This is a genomic window from Streptomyces sp. NPDC051907 (assembly GCF_040681075.1).
Taxonomy (GTDB): Bacteria; Actinomycetota; Actinomycetes; order Streptomycetales; family Streptomycetaceae; genus Streptomyces.
On record NZ_JBFAYB010000030.1, the window covers coordinates 64,224 to 82,519 of the forward strand.

Below are 18,296 nucleotides of genomic sequence, written 5' to 3' on the forward strand. Positions count from 1 at the left end.
CCGTCCTGCCCGTCGTCTTGTCCGCCGTCGGCTTCGGCCCTCGCGCGGGGGCCGCTGTCGCTAGGGTGAGCAGCGATGTTCACGCCCCTTGGCCCCACGTTCCGCGAGCTGGCCGTCCAGGCTCTCTCCTCGGTCGAGCACGGCTACGACCTGCTCGCTCCGAAGTTCGACGAGACCCCTTTCCGTACCTCCCCGCCCGTCCTCGACGCGGTGGCGGACGCCGTCCGCCCGCTCGGCCCGTTCCGGGCGGGCCTGGACGTGTGCTGCGGCACGGGGGCCGGGGCGGAGGTGCTGCGGGAGCTGTGCGAGGAGCGGGTCACGGGCGTCGACTTCAGCGCGGGCATGCTGGCCGCGGCCAGGGAGCGCCTGGGCGAGCGCCCCGAGGGGCCGGTCGTGGACTGGGTGCGGGCGGACGCGAGGGCGCTGCCCTTCGCGCCCGCGTTCGACCTGGCGGTGAGCTTCGGGGCGTTCGGGCACTTCCTGCCCGGCGAGCGGCCGGAGCTCTTCGCGCAGGTCCACGCGTCGCTGCGGCCCGGGGGCCGGTTCGTCTTCCCGATGCCCGCGCCGGCGAGGGTCGGCTCGCGGCTGTACTGGACGCTGTGGGGCTTCGACGCGGTGATGCGGGTGCGCAATCTGCTGTGGCGGCCGAGCTTCGTCATGTACTACCGCACCTTCCGGCTGCCGGAGGTGCTCGAGGAGCTGCGGCGGGCCGGTTTCGCGGTGGAGCTTCAGCCGCTGGAGGCGCTGGGGCGGCGTGCGGACGGGAGCCCTCGCTGCCGGATGGTCGTGGCGCGGAAGGACGGCCGGGGGCAATCAGGACAGAAGCTGTCTTGATTACCGGTCTGGGCCCGGGGCTGCGCGCCCCCGGGCGCGGCGGGCCGGCCCGGGGGCGTCGTGCGGTGCTGGAGCCGACCCGCTAGCCCTGTCGCAGAGTCAGGTCCTGCCGGTCGGCGACGAGTACGTACGGGAGCACGGGCGGCAGCCCGGACGTCCGCTCGAGCACGATCAGCGTGGCCTCGCCGGTCGCCGCGCCGGGCGTGAGCGTGAGGTAGCGGCCGAACCCGCCGGTGTTGGTCCAGGCGTGCTCCTCGCCGTCGCAGACGGCCGTGGTGCCGCCGGTGCCGACCTGGGCCTCGCCCTGGACCACCTTGGCGCCGATCACCACGGGCCCGGACTTGGCGCCGGAGCAGCGGTAGGTGCCGGTGAGCGTGAGCGTGCCGTCCGGGGCGATGCGCCCGGCCTTGTCGATGGTGACGGAGTCGGGGCTGAATCGCGCGCCCGCGCTGCCGGGGGTCATGACGGTGAGGGCGGCCGCGAGGCAGGCCGCGGAGACGAGCGAGGCTCGTCGGGCAGTGATCATGCCGGGCCCAACGAGCCTTCGGGACAGAGGTGTCGTACACCCGCCCGAACGGCCGACGCCCGAGCGACGGCGCCGCGCACTCGCACCCGCCTGGACCTGGGAATTCATATGCGGCCGGGGGGTTACGGGTGATACTCCTCCCCGTATGGATGACCTTCTGACCGAACGGCTGGCACTGCACCCCCTGACCGTCGACGAGGCGGAGCGGCTGGCAGCGGGCGGGCCGGCGGACGCCGGCCGCTGGGCGCCCGGCTACCCCTCCGCCGGCGACGTGGCCGGAGCGCGGCGCTTCCTCGACGTGTGCGCCGGCGCGGGCGATCCGCGGCCCTTCGGCGCGTACGAGATACGGCGCAGGCAGGACGGGCGGGCGATCGGCGGCGTCGGCTTCCACGACGCTCCGGACGAGGACGGCTCGGTCACGATCGGCTACGGCCTGATCGAGTCGGTCCGCGGCCAGGGGTACGCCTCCGAGGCACTGCGGGGGCTGCTGCGGTTCGCACGGGAGAGCGGCGTCGCCCGCGTGCTGGGCGACGCGGACCAGGACAACGCGGCGTCGCATCGCGTCATGGCGTCGGCGGGCATGGAGCTGTACGCCGAGGACGAGCGGCTGAGGTACTACCGGACCGTCTGGACGGGCTCCGCCTGACGGGGGCGCGGCCGTCCGATGGTGCTCGGGCCGCGCCTGGACGGCATCCGCCCGACGCCGGCGGAGGCGGCGAGTCTCGGCTCGCGGGCCGTCCGCGGCTTCAGAACTCGTCCACCGTGTGCGGCAGCAGCTCCGTGCGCAAGCCGCGCCTGGACGGCATCCGCCCGACGCGGGCGGATGCGGCGAGTCTCGGGCCGCAGGCCGTCCGCGGCTTCAGAACTCGTCCACCGTGTGCGGCAGCAGCTCCGTGCGCAGGGCCGCGTCCAGGGTCCGTGCCGCGCCCGGGGAGCGCTCCGCCGCCAGGCCCGCGCGGACCAGGTCCTCGACCCGGGCGCCGCCGAGGTAGCAGGACGCCAGGTCGCGGACGTCGAGGCTGAGGTCCGGCGGCTCGCCGCTCGGCTCGTACGCGCAGCCCCTCGGGCCGGCGGTGAGACGGAAGCGTCCCGCGTTGGCCGGGACGCGCTCGTCGCGCACCTCCAGCACGAGGTCGGCGTCGGCGGCCCAGGACCTGGCGGTCAGCGCCGCGCGGACGTCCACCAGCCGCACCCGCAGCGCGGGGAACTGCCGCTCGGCCCTGACCTGGTCGCGGTCGGCGGCGAAGAGCAGCAGCGGGTCGTCCAGCGGGCGGCCCCAGGCGCGCACCAGGCCGGTGAGGTCGACGGCGGCGAGGTAGCGCCACAGGGCGGCGGCGACGGCCGGGGTGTCGGCCTCCAGCTCGCCGACGCGGACCAGGCCCGGCTTGCGGGCCTCGTCGTCGCCGCCGCGCGTGCGGTAGACGGCGTAGCCGGCGAGCGGCTCGCCGAGCGCGACGATCCGCGGCGGGCTCAGCTCCTCGTCCTCCTCGTCCTCCTCGACGAGCCACTCCTCCCGCCACCACTGCGCGGAGCGTGAGGTGCGTCCGGCGCGCGCACGGCGGGTGGCGTCGTAGTACGGGCCGAGCGCCTCGGGCGCGTCGGCGGGGTCGATCAGGCGGAGCGGGCGCTCGTCGGGGTCGATGCGCAGGGCCAGCGGCCGGTCCGAGTCGATCTCCACGGTGACGCCCTGTGTGGCCGGGCCGAAGCCGAAGCGGCCGTAGATGGCGTCCTCGGAGGCCCAGAGCGCGGCGAGCGGACGGCCGTCGGCGGCGCAGCGGCACAGCAGCTCGTCGATCATCGCGCTGAGCACGCCGCGCCGGCGGTGGGTGGGCGCCACGGAGACGAAGGTGAGGGCGGGCGAGGGGAGTTCGCCGCCGGGCACGGAGAGGGTGAAGCGCAGGGCCGCGAGAACGCCGACGAGCGTGTCGCCGTCGTACGCCCCGATGCGCTCGCAGCCGAGCAGCACCTCGCGGTGGTGGGCGCGCTTGTCCTGATCGGGCCGGTCGTGGAAGACGAGATAGGCGAGCTCCAGGGCCCGGTCGACGTGGGCCTCGGGGATCTCGCGGATGTCGACGTACGCCGTGCCGCCCGTGCCGCCTGTGCAGTCCGTGCCGCCCGTGCTGTCGATGCCGTTCACCGTGCGCATACCCGGACAGTAACCCCGGACTATCGGACAGGCATCCGTATTTCGCCTCGCGCCAGACGGCCCCGGCCGGACGCCGAACGCCGCCCGGAACGCCGGACCCCGGCCGACCGCCCCTGGCGGGGGCGGCTGTTCGGGATCCGGCGCCGCCTCAGAGGGCGGAGAGCCGCTCCAGCGGGAACGGCGGCTGTGCCAGCGGGCGCACGGCCAGCCTGGTCAGCGGCAGCGCGTTGTCGTCGCCTGCCGTGCGGTTGGCGTGGAGCACCCCGCAGCCGGTGCAGCGGTGGACGAGCACCCACTCGCCGTCGCCGCGCACCGAGATGGCGAGCGGCTCCATGCGAGCGCCGCAGTCGGCCGCCCGGTCGCCGGGGGCGTCGTCGAGGTGACGGCTCCACAGGCAGTTCGGGCAGTGGTTGCGGTGACCGGTGCCGGCCGCGGACATCGACACGTCGAGACCGCAGTGCAGACAGCGGAAGGACTCGGCGCGCGCCTCGGACCGCGCGCGTCTGGAGGTGTTGCGTACGGAGGCGCCGCGCGCGGAGGCGTTGCGCGAAGAGGTGTTGCGGGACATCGTGGACACGACTCCTGGTGTGATGCGGTCAATGGGCGTCAGCTCTGAACGCCGCCTCGCATCAAGGGAGTTCATACCGCAGGGGCGGGAGGCCTTCCTCGATCGCGAGAACGGTTCCACTGGGCCCTGGGCATACACGCACCACCTCTGCGCTCGATTCGCGGTCCTCTCGATGAGAACCCGCGGCCGGCGCGCACGGCAAGCCATTTTCCCGCGGGTCGGCCCCGAGCCGACGGGGGCGCCGATCCTGTGATCCAGGCCACACGGCAGACGCATGGCTTATACGATCAGCTCGCAGCAGCGGGACCCAGGGCAGAGGGGGCACGAGTGCATCTGTTGGAACTCCGTGTGGACGCCGGCACGGAAGCCACCGCGGACCAGCTGGACCGCCAAGTCAAGAGCCTCTACCTCGATCTGCGGACGCTCGGGCTGCTCCGCGTCGAGCGCAAGCAGACCGCCCCGCCGCCCGGCTCGATGGCCGGGGCGGGGTACGAACTGGGGGTGCTGGTCCTCAGCGGCGCCTTCTCCGCCGCCGCTTTGAAGGCCGTGTCCACCGTGGTCGTGGAGCATCTGCGGCGCTCCAAGGCGCGTGCGGTGGAGTGGGAGTTCGGCGACTTCAAGGGGACGTTCGACGCCCTGTCCGCCCACGACCAGCGCACGCTCGTCGAGGCGCTGGCGCCCTACCTCGCCGCCTCGGCCGAGCAGGGCGCCGCGGCCGCGAGTCAGGGGCAGGGTGCGGGTCAGGGCGGCGACGGCGGGCCAGGGGGCGACGATGGCGGGTCAGCGCATCGCACTGCTGGTCGCGACTGACGGCTACACCGACCCGGGCCTCAACCAGCTGCGGGCGCCGGCCCGCGGCGCGTCCGAGCTCGCGAAGCTGCTCGAAGACCCGATGGTCGGGCGTTTCGACTATGTGCGCGCGATGCTCAACCGGCCCAAGGCCGAGATCGAGAGTTACGTCGAGGAGGTCCTGAGCGACCGCTCCCCCGACGATCTCGTGCTGCTCTACTTCTCCTGCCACGGCATCAGGAACGACAAGGACCGGCTGTTCTTCGCCACCTTGGGCACCAAGCTCCAGCGTCCGCACACCACCGCGATCCCCGCCGCGTTCCTGCACCACCTCCTCGACGAGTGCCAGGCCCGCAGCAAGATCGTGCTGCTCGACTGCTGCTACAGCGGCCTGTTCCACCGCGGCAACGCGCCCATGTCCGCGGCGCCGGTGGACGTCGAGTCGGCGCTCGTCGGACGCGGCACCTTCGTCATCACCGCCTCCACCGCGCTGGAGTACGCGTACGAGGGCGACCAGCTGACCCTCGACAATCCGCACCACGGCTCCCGGTTCACCGCCTCGGTGATCGAGGGCGTGAGCACGGGGCTGGCCGACCTGAACGGCGACGGCGTCATCACGCCCGACGAGCTGTACACCTTTGTGCACGACGCCGTGGTCAACCAGTCCGGCCCCGAGCAGACGCCCACCAAGTCCGGGCAGTGCGAGGGCAACGTCCCCCTGGCGTACGCGCCCCGCAGAGACTCCGCGGCCCGCCCCTCGGCCGGCGCGGGCAGAGCGGACGAGCTGCTGCTGGGGTCGCTGCTGCCGCCGCCCGTGGACACGGCCGACCGGGGCTTCATCTGCGACTCCTGGGAGGGCTCCTCGCGCCTGGCGGTGCCGATCGGCCGGATGGAGGCCGGGTCCGGCGGCGAGCCGATGTGCCTGGACTTCTCCAGCCGGGAGGGGAACGCGGCGGTCGTCGGACGACTGGGCAGCGGCAAGACGACCCTGCTGCGCGTCATGATCATGTCGCTGGCGCTGACGCACACACCCCACGAGGCGGAGTTCTACCTCCTGGAGGGCGCGGTCAACCGCCTCGGGGTGCTGCGTCGGATGCCGCACGTCACGATGGTCGCGGCGCCCCATGAGCACGACGCCGTCGCCGGCATCCTGAGCACGGTCAAGAAGGCCGTCGCGACGCGTCGTTCGCTGTTCCGGGAGCGCGACATCGACTCCATCGAGGAGTTCCGGGAGCTGCGCGCCTCGGGCGGGCTCCAGGGCGCGGCGGGCAGCGACGTCTTCCTGGTCGTCGACGGCTGGCTGGACTTCCATCTGGAGGATCCGGCCTTCGCCGACGAGATCCACCGGCTGGCCAACACCGGGCTCAACTACGGAGTCCACCTCTTCGCGTCCGCCCGCCGCTGGAGCGACTTCCCCACCGATCTGCTGGGGCTGCTGGGCACACGGGTCGAGCTCGCGCTGGACGCCCCCGACGAGTCGCTCGTCGACGCGTCGCTCGCCTCGTCGGTGGGCGTCGGCTGGGGACTGGCGCACCGCAGGCGCTTCAGGGTCGCGGTGCCCAGGATCGAGGACGTCGCCGATCCGGCCAGGGCGCGGCGCGCGCTGAGCGACGTCGCCGACCGGATCCGGGCGAGCTGGCTGGGGCTGAGACGAGAGGCGGCGGACGCCGCTCCGCTGGAGTCCTCCCCGTCCTTCGCCGAGCTGTTCGGCGTCGAGGACCCGGCGGCGCTGGACCTGGACGAGATCCGGCAGTCCCGGCCGACGGCCCTGCGGCTGCGGGTCCCCATCGGCGTCGGCCAGGGCGGCGAGCCGGTGCTGCTGGATCTGAAGGAGTCCGGCAGCAGCGGCATGGGTCCGCACGGTCTGTGCGTGGGCGCGAGCGGCTCGGGCAAGTCGGAGCTGCTGCGCACGCTGGTGCTGGGGCTCGCCCTCACCCACTCCTCGCAGACGCTGAACTTCGTCCTCGCCGACGGCAAGGGCGACGGCGCCTTCGACGGACTGCGCGACCTGCCCCATGTCTCGGCCGTCGTCGCCGGCTTCGCGGACGACCCCGGCATGGCCGACCGGCTGGGCGACGCGATCCACGGCGAGCTGCTGCGCCGCCAGAACCTGCTGCGCGGGGCGGGCGGCTACGCGAGCGCCCATGACTACCAGCGGGCCCGGGCCGCGGGCGCGCCGCTGGAGGACCCGCTGCCCTCGCTGGTGTTCGTCGTCGACGAGTTCTACGAGCTGCTGGACCGGCCCCAGTTCAACAGCCTGCTGATCATGATCGGCCGCCTCGGCCGCTCGCTGGGGGTGCATCTGCTGCTCTCCTCCCAGCGCCTGGAGGAGGGCAGACTGCGCGGCCTGGACACGTATCTCTCGTACCGCATCGGCCTGCGCACCTCCTCGGGGTCCGAGTCCCGCGCGGTGCTGGGCGTGCCCGACGCCCTGCATCTGCCGCCGGCGCCGGGCTCGGGCTATCTGAGGACCGGCGAGGAGACGACCCGCTTCCGGGCGGCGTACGTCTCGGGGGCCTGCCGCACGGACGGCGCCGCCGGCCTCGACGACGACGGGGCGGACACGCTGCTGGACGTCGTGGTGCGGCAGCTGGCGGGCAGGGGGCCGGTCGCGCATCCGATCTGGCTGCCGCCGCTGGACGCGTCGCCCTCGGTCGCGCAGCTGCTGCCGGCGCTGGCGACCTCGCCGGAGCGCGGCCTGCACCCGGCGGAGTACGGCGAGCGGGGCCGTCGTCTCGTCGTGCCGGTCGCGATCGTCGACAATCCGCTGGAGCAGCGGCGTGACGTGATGGAGCTGGACTTCTCGGGGCACATGGGGCACGGACTGGTCGTCGGGCGGCCGCAGTCGGGGAAGTCCACGCTGCTGCGGGCGGTCGTCGCCGCGTTCGCCCTCACCCACACGCCGGCCGAAGTGCAGTTCTACTGCCTGGACTTCGGCGGGGGCGGCATGTCCCAGCTCGCCGGCCTGCCGCATGTGGGGAGCGTGGCCTCGCGCCTCGAGGGCGAGAAGGTGCGCCGGACGGTGGCCGAGATAGCGATCTTCCTGGACGCGCGCGAGGAGCTCTTCCGCACCGAGGGCATCGACTCCGTCGCCGCCTTCCGGACCCGGCTGGCGGCGGGGCATCTGGAGGAGCAGCGGTGGGGCGATGTGTTCCTGGTCGTCGACGGCTGGTCGTCGTTCAAGACGGAGTACGAGCTCCTCGACCCGATGATCATGGACATCGCCGAGCGCGGCCCGGGCCTCGGGGTCCATCTGCTGATCAGCGCCTCCCGCCACATGGAGGTCCGCCCGGCGCTGCGCTCCCACCTCCTCACCCGGATAGAGCTGCGGCTCGGCGACCCGGCGGAGTCGGAGATCGACCGCGAGGAGGCGGAGAACGTCCCCATGGGCGCGCCCGGTCGCGGGCTGACGCCGCAGAAGCTGCACTTCCTGGCCGCGCTGCCCCGCCTCGCCGACTCCGACGGCCGGGACACGCTCGGCGAGGAGACGCAGAGGCTGGCCGCGACGGTCCGCTCGCACTGGCCGGGTCCGGCGGCCCCGCCCGTGCGGATGCTGCCGGACCTGCTCGGGGCGGACGAGCTCCCGAAGGCGGGGGCCTTCCCCGGGCGGGGCGTCCCCATCGGCGTCGACGAGGCCACGCTGACGCCGGTGTTCGTCGACTTCGAGACGGACCCGCTGCTGCTGGTCTTCGGCGAGAGCGAGTCCGGCAAGTCCTCGCTGCTGCGGCTGCTGGCGCGGCAGATCACCGCGCGGCACACCGCGGACCAGGCGATGCTGGTGGTGGCGGACTACCGGCGCTCGCTGCTGGGGGACGTGCCGAAGTCGTATCTGCTCAAGTACTGCACGTCGGGCGCGCAGTTGAAGGCGGTGCTCGGGGAGCTGGCGGAGTCCCTGGCCCAGCGGATGCCGTCCGAGCACACCACGCCCGAGCAGCTGCGCGACCGCAGCTGGTACCACGGGCGGGACGCCTATGTGCTCGTGGACGACTACGAACTGCTCAGCACCGGCGCGAACCCGCTGGCTCCGCTGTCGGACCATCTGCCCTTCGCCCGGGACCTGGGACTGCGGGTGGTGCTGGCCCGCAGCTCGGTGGGGGCCTCCCGGGCTTCGTACGAGCCGTTCCTCAGCCGTATGAAGGAGGCGGGCGCGCAGGGTCTGGTGCTGTCGGGGGACGCGTCGGAGGGGAACCTGATCGGCCCGGTGCGGCCCTCGCGGCAGCCGCCGGGGCGCGGGACGCTGGTGACCCGCAGGCACTCGCTGCGCCAGATCCAGCTGGCGTACCAGCCGCTGCACATGTCGTGAGGTCAAGTGTGGGGCGGGAGTGCGGTCGGGCCTGAGGCCACGGTGAGGTCAGGCCTGAGGTCAGGCGCGCCGGCTGCCGCGCCGCCCGGGCCGCTCAGGCGACGGAGCCGATCGGGACGGCCGCCTCACGCGGGACGTCGTGGTGGATCGGGGTGTGCGCGCCGGCCAGCGAGGCGCCGCTGCCGCCGCGGCGGCCCGCGACGATCTCCGCGGCGATCGACAGCGCGGTCTCCTCGGGCGTGCGCGCCCCGAGGTCGAGGCCGATCGGGGAGCGGAGCCTGGCGAGCTCCAGCTCGGTGACGCCGACCTCGCGCAGCCGCGTGTTGCGGTCCTCGTGGGTGCGGCGGGAGCCCATCGCGCCGACGTACGCGACGGGAAGCCGCAGGGCCAGCTCCAGCAGGGGCACGTCGAACTTGGCGTCGTGCGTCAGGACGCACAGCACGGTGCGGCCGTCCACCTCGGCGGACTCCAGATAGCGGTGCGGCCAGTCGACGACGATCTCGTCCGCGTCGGGGAAGCGGGTCCTCGTCGCGAAGACGGGGCGGGCGTCGCAGACGGTGACGTGGTAGCCGAGGAACTTGCCGACGCGCACCAGCGCGGAGGCGAAGTCGACGGCGCCGAAGACGATCATGCGAGGGGCGGGGACGCTGGACTCGACGAGCAGGGTCAGCGGCTGTCCGCAGCGCCTGCCGTCCTCGCCGATGACGACGGCGCCGGTGCGCCCGGCGTCCAGCATGGCGCTCGCCTCGGCCGCCGCGGTGCGGTCCAGCTCGGTGTGGCCGCCGAGGGAGCCCTCGCAGGAGCCGCCCGGCCGGACGAGGATCGCGCGGCCCATCACACCGTCCGGTCCTTCGGCGACCCGCGCGAGGGCCGCCGCCTCCCCACGGGCGGCGGCGGACAGCGCGGCGACGAACACCTGACGGGCGGGAGATTCCGCACGGATCGGGGTGACCAGGATGTCGACGACGCCGCCGCAGGTCAGACCCACGGCGAAGGCGTCGTCGTCGCTGTAGCCGAAGCGTTCGAGAACGGTCTCGCCGTCCGTGAGCGACTCCAGGCACAGGTCGTACACCGCGCCTTCCACACACCCTCCGGAGACCGACCCGATCGCCGTGCCGGCGCTGTCGACGGCCAGGGCGGCGCCCGGCCGGCGGGGCGCGCTGCCGCCGACGGCCACCACGGTGGCGACGGCGAAGTCGCGGCCCTGCTCGACCCACCGGTGCAGCTCTTCGGCGATGTCCAGCATGTCGGTACTCCTCGGAGGGTGCGGGGAAGGCGGCACGGAGCTACTTGACCCCGAGCCAGCCCTCGATCGGGTGAAGGGCGAAGTAGGCCAGGAAGACCACGGCGAGCACCCACATCAGCCAGCCGATGTCGCGGGCCCGGCCCTGGACGGCCTTGATGAGGACGTGGGCGATGACGCCCGCCGCGATGCCCGCGGTGATGGAGTAGGTGAAGGGCATCAGGACCGTGGTCAGGAAGACCGGGATGGCGGTCGCCTGGTCGTTCCAGTCGATGTGCTTGGCGTTGGTCAGCATCATCGAGCCGATGACCACGAGCGCGCCGGCGGCCACCTGGGTGGGGATGACCTGGGCCAGCGGGGTGAAGAACAGGCAGAGCGTGAAGGCGAGGCCGGTGACGACGCTGGCGAGGCCGGTGCGTGCGCCGTCGCCGACTCCGGCGGTGGACTCGACGAACACGGTCTGGCCGGAGGCGCCGGCGACGCCGCCGATCGCGCCGCCCGCGCCGTCGATGGCCAGAGCCTTGTTGAGGCCGGGCATCTTGCCCTTGTCGTCGGCCAGGTTCGCCTGCTGGCCGATGCCGATGATGGTGCCCATGGCGTCGAAGAAGCCCGCCAGCACCAGGGTGAAGACGATGACGCCGACCGTGATGCCGCCGACGCCGCCGATGCCGTCGAAGGAGACCTTGCCGAAGAGGCCGAAGTCGGGTGTGGAGACGATCGAGCCGGTGATCTCCGGGGCGTTCAGGCCGCCCCAGGACTTCTTGTCGAGGCCGGCGAACTGGTGGACGACCGCGGCGAAGACGGTGCCGCCGACGATTCCGATGAGGATCGCGCCGGGGACCTTGCGGACCTGCAGCAGGAAGATCAGCAGAACGGTGAAGGAGAAGCACAGGACCGGCCAGCCGGTGAGCATGTCGGCCGTGCCGAGCTGGATGGGCTTGGCGCCGGAGATGCCGCCCTCGCCGGGCATCGAGGTGACGAATCCGGCCTGGACCAGACCGATGAGACAGACGAAGAGGCCGATTCCCATGGTGATGGCGTGCTTGAGCGCCAGCGGAATCGCGTTCATGATCAGTTCGCGTAGGCCGGTGACGACGAGCAGGACGATCACCAGGCCGTAGATGACACACATGGCCATCGCGTTTTCCCAGGTCATCTCAGGTGCGACCTGGAATGCCATGACGGCTGAGACGCTGAGTCCCGCGGCGAGGGCCAGCGGCACATTGCCGATCACGCCCATCACGATGGTCGTCGCGGCGGCGGCGAAGGCGGTCGCGGTGGTCAGCTGGTCGCCGTCGAGCCGCTGGCCGGTCGCGTCCGGCACGGAGAGGATCACCGGGTTAAGCAGGATGATGTACGCCATCGCCATGAAGGTGGTGACGCCGCCGCGCACCTCCTGACCGATGGTCGAACCGCGCTGGGTTATGTGGAAGTACCGGTCGAGCCAAGACCGTCCGGCCGGCTGGCGCGTTCCCGCGCCGGCGTCCTCCGCCGGGGTCTCGGTCTCAAGGGACTGCTGGGTCATGGTGCCTACTCCCAAGGTTCACAGGGGCACCCGCGCCGTGGATCGGCATCTGCGGGATTTGGGATGGTGCGCTGGCTGCACGACCCGGGGGACGGCCCGAGACGAACTGGATGGTGCTGGTGGTTCTGGTAGTGCCGGTGGTGCGGATGGTGCCGGTGGTGCTCCGAGGACCGCGAGCGGTGCGGTACTGGGGTTCTCCGGGCGGCGAGCACGGGCGGAAGTGTGACGTTCCTTGGAGGCACGGCCCACCGCCCGGAGAGGTGATGGGGAATCAGGCGCCGGTCAGATGCTCGGGTCGTACCGGCGTCCTGTTCAGCTCCAGCCCCGTCGCGTTCCGGATCGCCGCGAGGACGGCCGGGGTGGACGACAGGGTCGGGGCCTCGCCGATGCCGCGCAGCCCGTACGGCGCGTGGTCGTCGGCCAGTTCGAGCACGTCGACGGGGATCGTCGGCGTGTCGAGGATGGTGGGGATCAGATAGTCCGTGAAGGACGGGTTGCGCACCTTCGCGGTCTTCGGGTCGACGATGATCTCCTCCATCACCGCGATGCCCAGGCCCTGGGTGGTGCCGCCCTGGATCTGGCCGACGACGGAGAGCGGGTTGAGCGCCTTGCCGACGTCCTGGGCGCAGGCCAGCTCGACGACCTTGACCAGGCCCAGCTCGGTGTCCACCTCCACCACCGCGCGGTGCGCGGCGAAGGAGTACTGGACGTGTCCGTTGCCCTGGCCGGTGACCAGGTCGAACGCCTGGGTGGGCCGGTGGCGCCACTCGAGCTCCAGCTCGACCGCCTCGTCCTCCAGGACGTCCGCCAGGTCGGCGAGGACCTCGCCGCCGTCGGTGACGACCTTGCCTCCTTCGAGCAGCAGCTCGGCGGTGGCCCAGGCGGGGTGGTACGAGCCGAACTTGCGGCGGCCGATCGTCAGCACCTTCTCGCGGACGCTCTCGCAGGCGTTCTTGACCGCGCCGCCGGTGACGTAGGTCTGGCGGGAGGCGGAGGTGGAGCCCGCCGAGCCGACCTGGGTGTCGGCCGGGTGGATGGTCACCTGTGCGACGCCGAGCTCGGTGCGGGCGATCTGCGCGTGGACGGTGACGCCGCCCTGGCCGACCTCGGCCATCGCGGTGTGCACGGTCGCGACCGGCTCGCCGCCGACGACCTCCATCCGCACCCGGGCGGTGGAGTAGTCGTCGAAGCCCTCGGAGAAGCCGACGTTCTTGATGCCGACCGCGTAGCCGACGCCGCGTACGACGCTCTCGCCGTGGGTGGTGTTGGACAGGCCGCCCGGCAGGGCGCGGACGTCCGGCGCCTCGCCGGCGGCGAGCCACTGCTGCTCGGGCGGCAGCGGCCTGGCCTTGACGCGGCGCAGCAGCTCGGCGACGGGCGCCGGGGAGTCGACCGGCTGCCCGGTGGGCAGGAGCGTGCCCTGCTCCATGGCGTTGATCTGCCGGAACCGGACCGGGTCGATGCCGAGCTTCGCCGCGAGCTTGTCCATCTGGGCCTCGTAGGCGAAGCACGCCTGGACCGCGCCGAAGCCGCGCATCGCGCCGCAGGGCGGGTTGTTGGTGTAGAGCGCGATGGCCTCGATGTCGACGTCGTCGACGGCGTACGGGCCCACGCTCAGCGAGGACGCGTTGCCGACGACCGCCGGGGAGGCGGAGGCGTAGGCGCCGCCGTCCAGAACGATCCTGCACTTGATGTGCGTGAGCTTGCCGTCCTTGGTGGCGCCGTGCTCGTAGGAGAGCTTCGCCGGATGCCGGTGGACGTGTCCGAAGAAGGACTCGAACCGGTTGTAGACCATCTTGACGGGCTTGCCGGTGCGCAGCGCCAGCAGACAGGCGTGGATCTGCATCGACAGGTCCTCGCGGCCGCCGAACGCGCCGCCGACGCCGGAGAGCGTCATCCGCACCTTCTCCTCGGGCAGGCCGAGGACGGGCGCGATCTGGCGGAGGTCGGAGTGCAGCCACTGGGTGGCCACGTACAGCTCGACGCCGCCGTCCTCGGCGGGGACCGCGAGGCCGGACTCCGGGCCGAGGAAGGCCTGGTCCTGCATGCCGAAGGTGTACTCGCCCTGGACGATCGCATCGGCGCGCCGGGCGGCCGCGTCGGCGTCGCCGCGGACGATGGGCTGGCGGTGCACGATGTTCGGGTGCGGCACATGGCCGATGTGGTGGTCGGCGCGGGCCTCGTGGACCAGGACCGCGTCCGGCGCGGTCGCCGACGCCTCGTCCGTGACGAGCGGCAGCTCGACGTAGTCGATCTTGATCTTGGCGGCGGCGCGGCGGGCGGTCTCCGGGTGGTCGGCGGCGACCAGCGCGACGGGCTCGCCGTGGTGGCGGACCTTGCCGTGGGCGAGGACCGGGGTGTCCTGGATCTCCAGGCCGTAGTTCTTCGTCTCGGCCGGCAGGTCGTCGTAGGTCAGCACGGCGTAGACGCCGGGCATGGCCACGGCCTCGGAGACGTCGATGGACCGGATCTCGGCGTGCGCCACGGTGGAGCGCAGCGTCTGGCCCCAGAGCATGTCCTCGTGCCACATGTCCGAGGAGTACGCGAACTCGCCGGTGACCTTGAGGGTGCCGTCGGGGCGGAGCGTCGACTCGCCGACGCCGCCCTTGGTCTGGGAGCCCTGGGAGAGGTTCGTGGGAGTGCCGGCCGGAGCGGCGGCGGCGCGTGGAGTGGAAGCCATGGCTGTCAGACCGCCTCTTCCTGACGGGCGGCCGCGAGGCGGACCGCGTCGAGGATCGTCTCGTAGCCCGTGCAGCGGCAGAGGTTGCCGGAGAGCGCCTCGCGGATGTCCGCGTCGGACGGCTCGGGGTTGCGCTCGAGCAGCTCGTCCGCGGCCACCAGCAGACCGGGCGTGCAGAAGCCGCACTGCACGGCGCCGGCGTCGATGAACGCCTGCTGGATCGGGGAGAGCTCAGTGCCCTCGCCGGTCTGCGAGTCCGTCCCCTGGGCGCTCCAGTGCCGGGCGTCCTGGAGCGAGGTGCCGCAGGCGCCGGTCGCGCACTCGGCTCGCTCGGCGCGCTGCTTGGCGTAGTCGGCGAGGCCCTCGACGGTGACGATCTCGCGGCCCTCGGCCTGACCGGCCGCGACGAGGCAGGAGCAGACGGGCACGCCGTCCAGGCGGACCGTGCAGGAGCCGCACTCGCCCTGCTCGCACGCGTTCTTCGAGCCCGGCAGGCCCATGCGCTCGCGCAGTACGTAGAGGAGGCTCTCGCCCTCCCAGACGTCGTCGGCCTCCTGCTGACGGCCGTTGACCGTGAAGTTCACGCGCATGATGCGACTCCCTCGACGCCGCGGTCCTGGCCGCGGTACGACTCCCAGGTCCAGCCGAGCGTGCGGCGGGCCATGACGGCGACGGCATGACGGCGGTAGCTCGCGGTGCCGCGCACGTCGTCGATCGGGCTGCAGCCGCCGGCTGCGAGATCGGCGAACTGCTTGGCGACGGACGGCGTGATGATCTTCCTGCTGTCCCAGAGTCCGCCCTCTTCGAGCGCGGCGTTCAAGAATTCCTCGGCGGCCTTCGCCCGGACCGGGGTCGGGGCGGCGGAGCCGATGCCGGTGCGCACGGTGCGGGTCTCGGGGTGCAGCGCCAGTCCGAAGGCGCAGACCGCGATCACCATGGCGTTGCGGGTGCCGACCTTGGAGAACTGCTGCGGCCCGTCGGCCTTCTTGACGTGGACCGCGCGGATCAGCTCGTCCGCCTCGAGGGCGTTGCGCTTGACGCCGGTGTAGAACGCGTCGATCGGGATGAGGCGGCTGCCCCGCACCGACTCGACCTCCACCTCGGCGCCCGCGGCGAGCAGGGCCGGGTGGGCGTCGCCGGCCGGGGACGCGGTGCCGAGGTTGCCGCCGACGCCGCCGCGGTTGCGGATCTGCGGGGAGGCGACGGTGTGCGACGCGAGAGCCAGACCGGGCAGCTCCGCCCTGAGGTTCTCCATGATCTGGGTGTACGGAACGGAGGCGCCGAGCCGCACGCTGCCCTGGCCGACCTCCCACTCGCTCAGCTCGCCGACGCGGTTCAGGTCGAGGAGGTACTCCGGCCGCCGGTGGTCGAAGTTGATCTCCACCATCACGTCGGTGCCACCCGCGATGGGCACGGCGGTGGGGTGCTCGGCCTTGGCCGCGAGCGCCTCCTCCCAGCTGGCGGGGCGAAGGAAGTCCATGAGTGGCTCTCTTCTTCGTGATCGGTGGTCGTGCGCATCGGGGGGCGTACGTCGCAAACGGGCCAGGGACGGCCGACCCTCGACTGGTATTCACGTGCTGTTAACGCGGTGTGGCACAAGTACACAAGCGTTGCTCGTCCGGGGTGCAGTCACCGAAAACATGAAGGAGTTGGCTGGCCGCCTCCCTCGTCTTGTAGATTCGAACGAAAGGCGAGGCTCAGTTACCTCACCGTTTTCCCCCGGAAACCGTGGCCACAGGTCACCGGCAACAACGAGACAGATCGGCGGCGACGAGATGCGGCTGCGCGCACTGCTGGAAACCGAGGCGCTGGGGCTGCGGCTGCTCGGCGGTGACGAGGAGCTGGACCGCGGCGTACGCGGCGTCATGACGACCGACCTGCGGGACCCGAGCCGCTATCTCTCGGGCGGCGAGCTGGTGCTCACCGGGCTCGCATGGCGGCACGACGCCGCTGACTCCGAACCTTTTGTACGAATTCTCGCAGGCGCGGGGGTCGCCGGCCTCGCAGCCGGGGAGGCGGAGCTCGCGGACGTCCCCGGAGATCTGGTGGAGGCGTGTTCACGCCACCACCTCCCCCTGTTCGCAGTCAACGAGTCCGTCGCTTTCGCAACGATCACCGAGTACGTCGTGCGCCAGGTCTCCGGCGAGCGGGCCGGGGACCTCGCTGCTGTCGTGGACAGGCACAGGAGGCTGATGACCTCCGGTCCGGCGGGCGGCGGACCGGACGTCGTCCTGGACCTGCTCGGCTCCGACCTGGACCTTCGCGCCTGGGTGCTCTCGCCGACCGGCCGCCAGATCGCGGGGGCGGGCGATCCGCTGCCGCCGTCGACGAGCGCGAAGCTCGCCGGGGAGCACCTGGCGGCGGTCCGCACGGGGCGGCGCGGACCGCACCGGGCGACGGTGGGCGCGGTGACGTACTCGCTCTTCCCGATCCGTAACACCGGGCGCGGAGCGGTCCCGGCGGCCCGGGACGTACGCGAGACCGTCCTGTCGGACTGGCTGCTGGCCGTCGAGGCGGACGCGAGCGACTGGCCGGCCGCGCGGCTGGACCTGCTCCAGGGCGTGACCCAGCTGATCGCGGTGGAGCGGGACCGGCGGGACGCGGCGCGCACGGTACGGCGGCGGCTCGCGCAGGAGGTCCTGGAGCTGGTCCAAACGGGCGCGGCCCCTGCGGAGATCGCGGCCAGGCTCCGGGTGGCCGCGCCGGTGCTGCTGCCGGGCCTGGGGACCGCGCCGCACTGGCAGGTCGTGGTGGCCCGGGTGGACTGGGGCGGCCAGGACGGCTCGGCGGGCTCCGGCACGGGCACGGGCATCGACGCGGGGCCGGTCGCCCAGTCCCTGCTGGAGGAGATCCTCGTGGACCCGGCGGTGACCGGCTCCGACTCCTCCGACCGCATCGCGGTCGCCCACACGGGCGACGAGGCCATCGCCCTGGTACCGCTGCCGACGGTCCCCGTCTCGCCGGAGACCGGCGAGGAGGAGGCCATAGAGGCGGGGCTGCACGCGGACGCGCTGCTGGCCTCCGTACGGGACCCGCTCTCGGCCGGCCTCGCCGACGACGGCCGCCTCACGCTGGGCGTCAGCGCGGCGGTCCACTCGGCGGAGGGCCTGCGCGGCGCCCTGGAGGAGGCCCGCCACGCCCGCCGCGTCGCGGCGGCCCGCCCGGGCCGCGTCTGCGCGGCGGGCCACCACGAGCTGGCCTCCCACGTCCTGCTGCTCCCGTTCGTCCCGGACGACGTCCGACGAGCCTTCACAGCGCGCCTGCTGGACCCGCTGCGCGACTACGACCGCAGACACCGGGCGGAGCTGATCCCGACGCTGGAGGCGTTCTTGGACTGCGACGGCTCATGGACGAGATGCGCGGCAAGGCTGCATCTGCACGTGAACACGCTGCGGTACCGGGTGGGCCGAATCGAGCAATTGACAAGCAGAGACCTGTCCCGCCTGGAGGACAAGCTGGACTTCTTCCTGGCGCTCCGGATGAGCTGAGGGGGACGGGGGGTTCACGGGCTCGCCGGCACTTGAGTCACGTGCCCAACCCAGCCCCGCCGACGCTTGAGGCGCACATCCAGCCCCGCCGGCGCTCGAGGCGCACATCCAGCCTCGCCGGCGTTTGAGGCGCGGGGGCTCGGGAGGGAGCGGGGGGCGCGGTCTCGTCGCCGTACGAAGCCAGCGCGCGCGTC

The 18,296-nt window shown here is 72.8% G+C and carries 13 protein-coding genes; 5 read left to right on the forward strand and 8 right to left on the reverse strand.

Annotated features, from left to right (window positions below; all coding sequences use genetic code 11):
- Positions 1 to 75: 75 nt before the first annotated feature.
- Positions 76 to 834 (forward strand): class I SAM-dependent methyltransferase, encoded by a 759-nt coding sequence (locus tag AB0M39_RS18185; protein ID WP_365365388.1) that lies wholly within the window; start codon positions 76 to 78, stop codon positions 832 to 834.
- A gap of 82 nt (positions 835 to 916) precedes the next feature.
- On the opposite strand, the gene AB0M39_RS18190 is transcribed toward AB0M39_RS18185, so the two are convergent.
- Positions 917 to 1,360, reverse strand: coding sequence for a DUF6299 family protein (locus AB0M39_RS18190; protein ID WP_365365390.1), 444 nt, complete (start codon positions 1,358 to 1,360; stop codon positions 917 to 919).
- A 145-nt stretch (positions 1,361 to 1,505) separates the two neighbouring features.
- Between AB0M39_RS18190 and AB0M39_RS18195 the strand changes: the two genes are divergently transcribed.
- Complete coding sequence (locus AB0M39_RS18195) at positions 1,506 to 2,006, forward strand: GNAT family N-acetyltransferase (RefSeq protein ID WP_365365392.1); 501 nt, start codon at positions 1,506 to 1,508, stop codon at positions 2,004 to 2,006.
- Positions 2,007 to 2,219: 213 nt separating this feature from the next.
- On the opposite strand, the gene AB0M39_RS18200 is transcribed toward AB0M39_RS18195, so the two are convergent.
- Entirely contained in the window at positions 2,220 to 3,506 is a 1,287-nt protein-coding gene (locus AB0M39_RS18200) for a GNAT family N-acetyltransferase (protein WP_365365394.1), read from the reverse strand.
- Between the two features lie 148 nt (positions 3,507 to 3,654).
- On the reverse strand, positions 3,655 to 4,074 hold the full coding sequence (locus AB0M39_RS18205; RefSeq protein ID WP_365365412.1) for an RNHCP domain-containing protein: 420 nt from the start codon (positions 4,072 to 4,074) through the stop codon (positions 3,655 to 3,657).
- A 327-nt stretch (positions 4,075 to 4,401) separates the two neighbouring features.
- Between AB0M39_RS18205 and AB0M39_RS18210 the strand changes: the two genes are divergently transcribed.
- Positions 4,402 to 4,884 (forward strand): hypothetical protein, encoded by a 483-nt coding sequence (locus AB0M39_RS18210; protein WP_365365396.1) that lies wholly within the window; start codon positions 4,402 to 4,404, stop codon positions 4,882 to 4,884.
- The gene (eccCb, locus tag AB0M39_RS18215; RefSeq protein ID WP_365365398.1) at positions 4,847 to 9,166 is read left to right on the forward strand and encodes a type VII secretion protein EccCb; all 4,320 of its coding nucleotides are present in this window, start codon (positions 4,847 to 4,849) and stop codon (positions 9,164 to 9,166) included. Before AB0M39_RS18210 ends, eccCb begins: the two co-directional genes overlap by 38 nt.
- Positions 9,167 to 9,260: 94 nt before the next feature.
- Here the strand turns inward: eccCb and AB0M39_RS18220 are convergent, their stop codons facing one another.
- From AB0M39_RS18220 to AB0M39_RS18240, 5 genes are all read right to left on the reverse strand, one after another.
- A complete protein-coding gene (locus AB0M39_RS18220; RefSeq protein WP_365365400.1) occupies positions 9,261 to 10,412 on the reverse strand; it encodes an XdhC/CoxI family protein in 1,152 nt (383 codons plus the stop codon).
- A gap of 40 nt (positions 10,413 to 10,452) precedes the next feature.
- Positions 10,453 to 11,934 (reverse strand): NCS2 family permease, encoded by a 1,482-nt coding sequence (locus tag AB0M39_RS18225; RefSeq protein WP_365365402.1) that lies wholly within the window; start codon positions 11,932 to 11,934, stop codon positions 10,453 to 10,455.
- A 271-nt stretch (positions 11,935 to 12,205) separates the two neighbouring features.
- Positions 12,206 to 14,614, reverse strand: coding sequence for a molybdopterin cofactor-binding domain-containing protein (locus AB0M39_RS18230; protein ID WP_365365404.1), 2,409 nt, complete (start codon positions 14,612 to 14,614; stop codon positions 12,206 to 12,208).
- A 5-nt stretch (positions 14,615 to 14,619) separates the two neighbouring features.
- Complete coding sequence (locus tag AB0M39_RS18235) at positions 14,620 to 15,204, reverse strand: (2Fe-2S)-binding protein (RefSeq protein WP_365365406.1); 585 nt, start codon at positions 15,202 to 15,204, stop codon at positions 14,620 to 14,622.
- Positions 15,195 to 16,094, reverse strand: coding sequence for a xanthine dehydrogenase family protein subunit M (locus tag AB0M39_RS18240; protein WP_365365408.1), 900 nt, complete (start codon positions 16,092 to 16,094; stop codon positions 15,195 to 15,197). The genes AB0M39_RS18235 and AB0M39_RS18240 overlap by 10 nt, the downstream gene beginning before the upstream one ends.
- Before the next feature lie 295 nt (positions 16,095 to 16,389).
- On the opposite strand from AB0M39_RS18240, the gene AB0M39_RS18245 reads away from it, so the two are divergent.
- On the forward strand, positions 16,390 to 18,102 hold the full coding sequence (locus tag AB0M39_RS18245; RefSeq protein ID WP_365365410.1) for a PucR family transcriptional regulator ligand-binding domain-containing protein: 1,713 nt from the start codon (positions 16,390 to 16,392) through the stop codon (positions 18,100 to 18,102).
- The last annotated feature ends 194 nt before the right edge of the window (positions 18,103 to 18,296 follow it).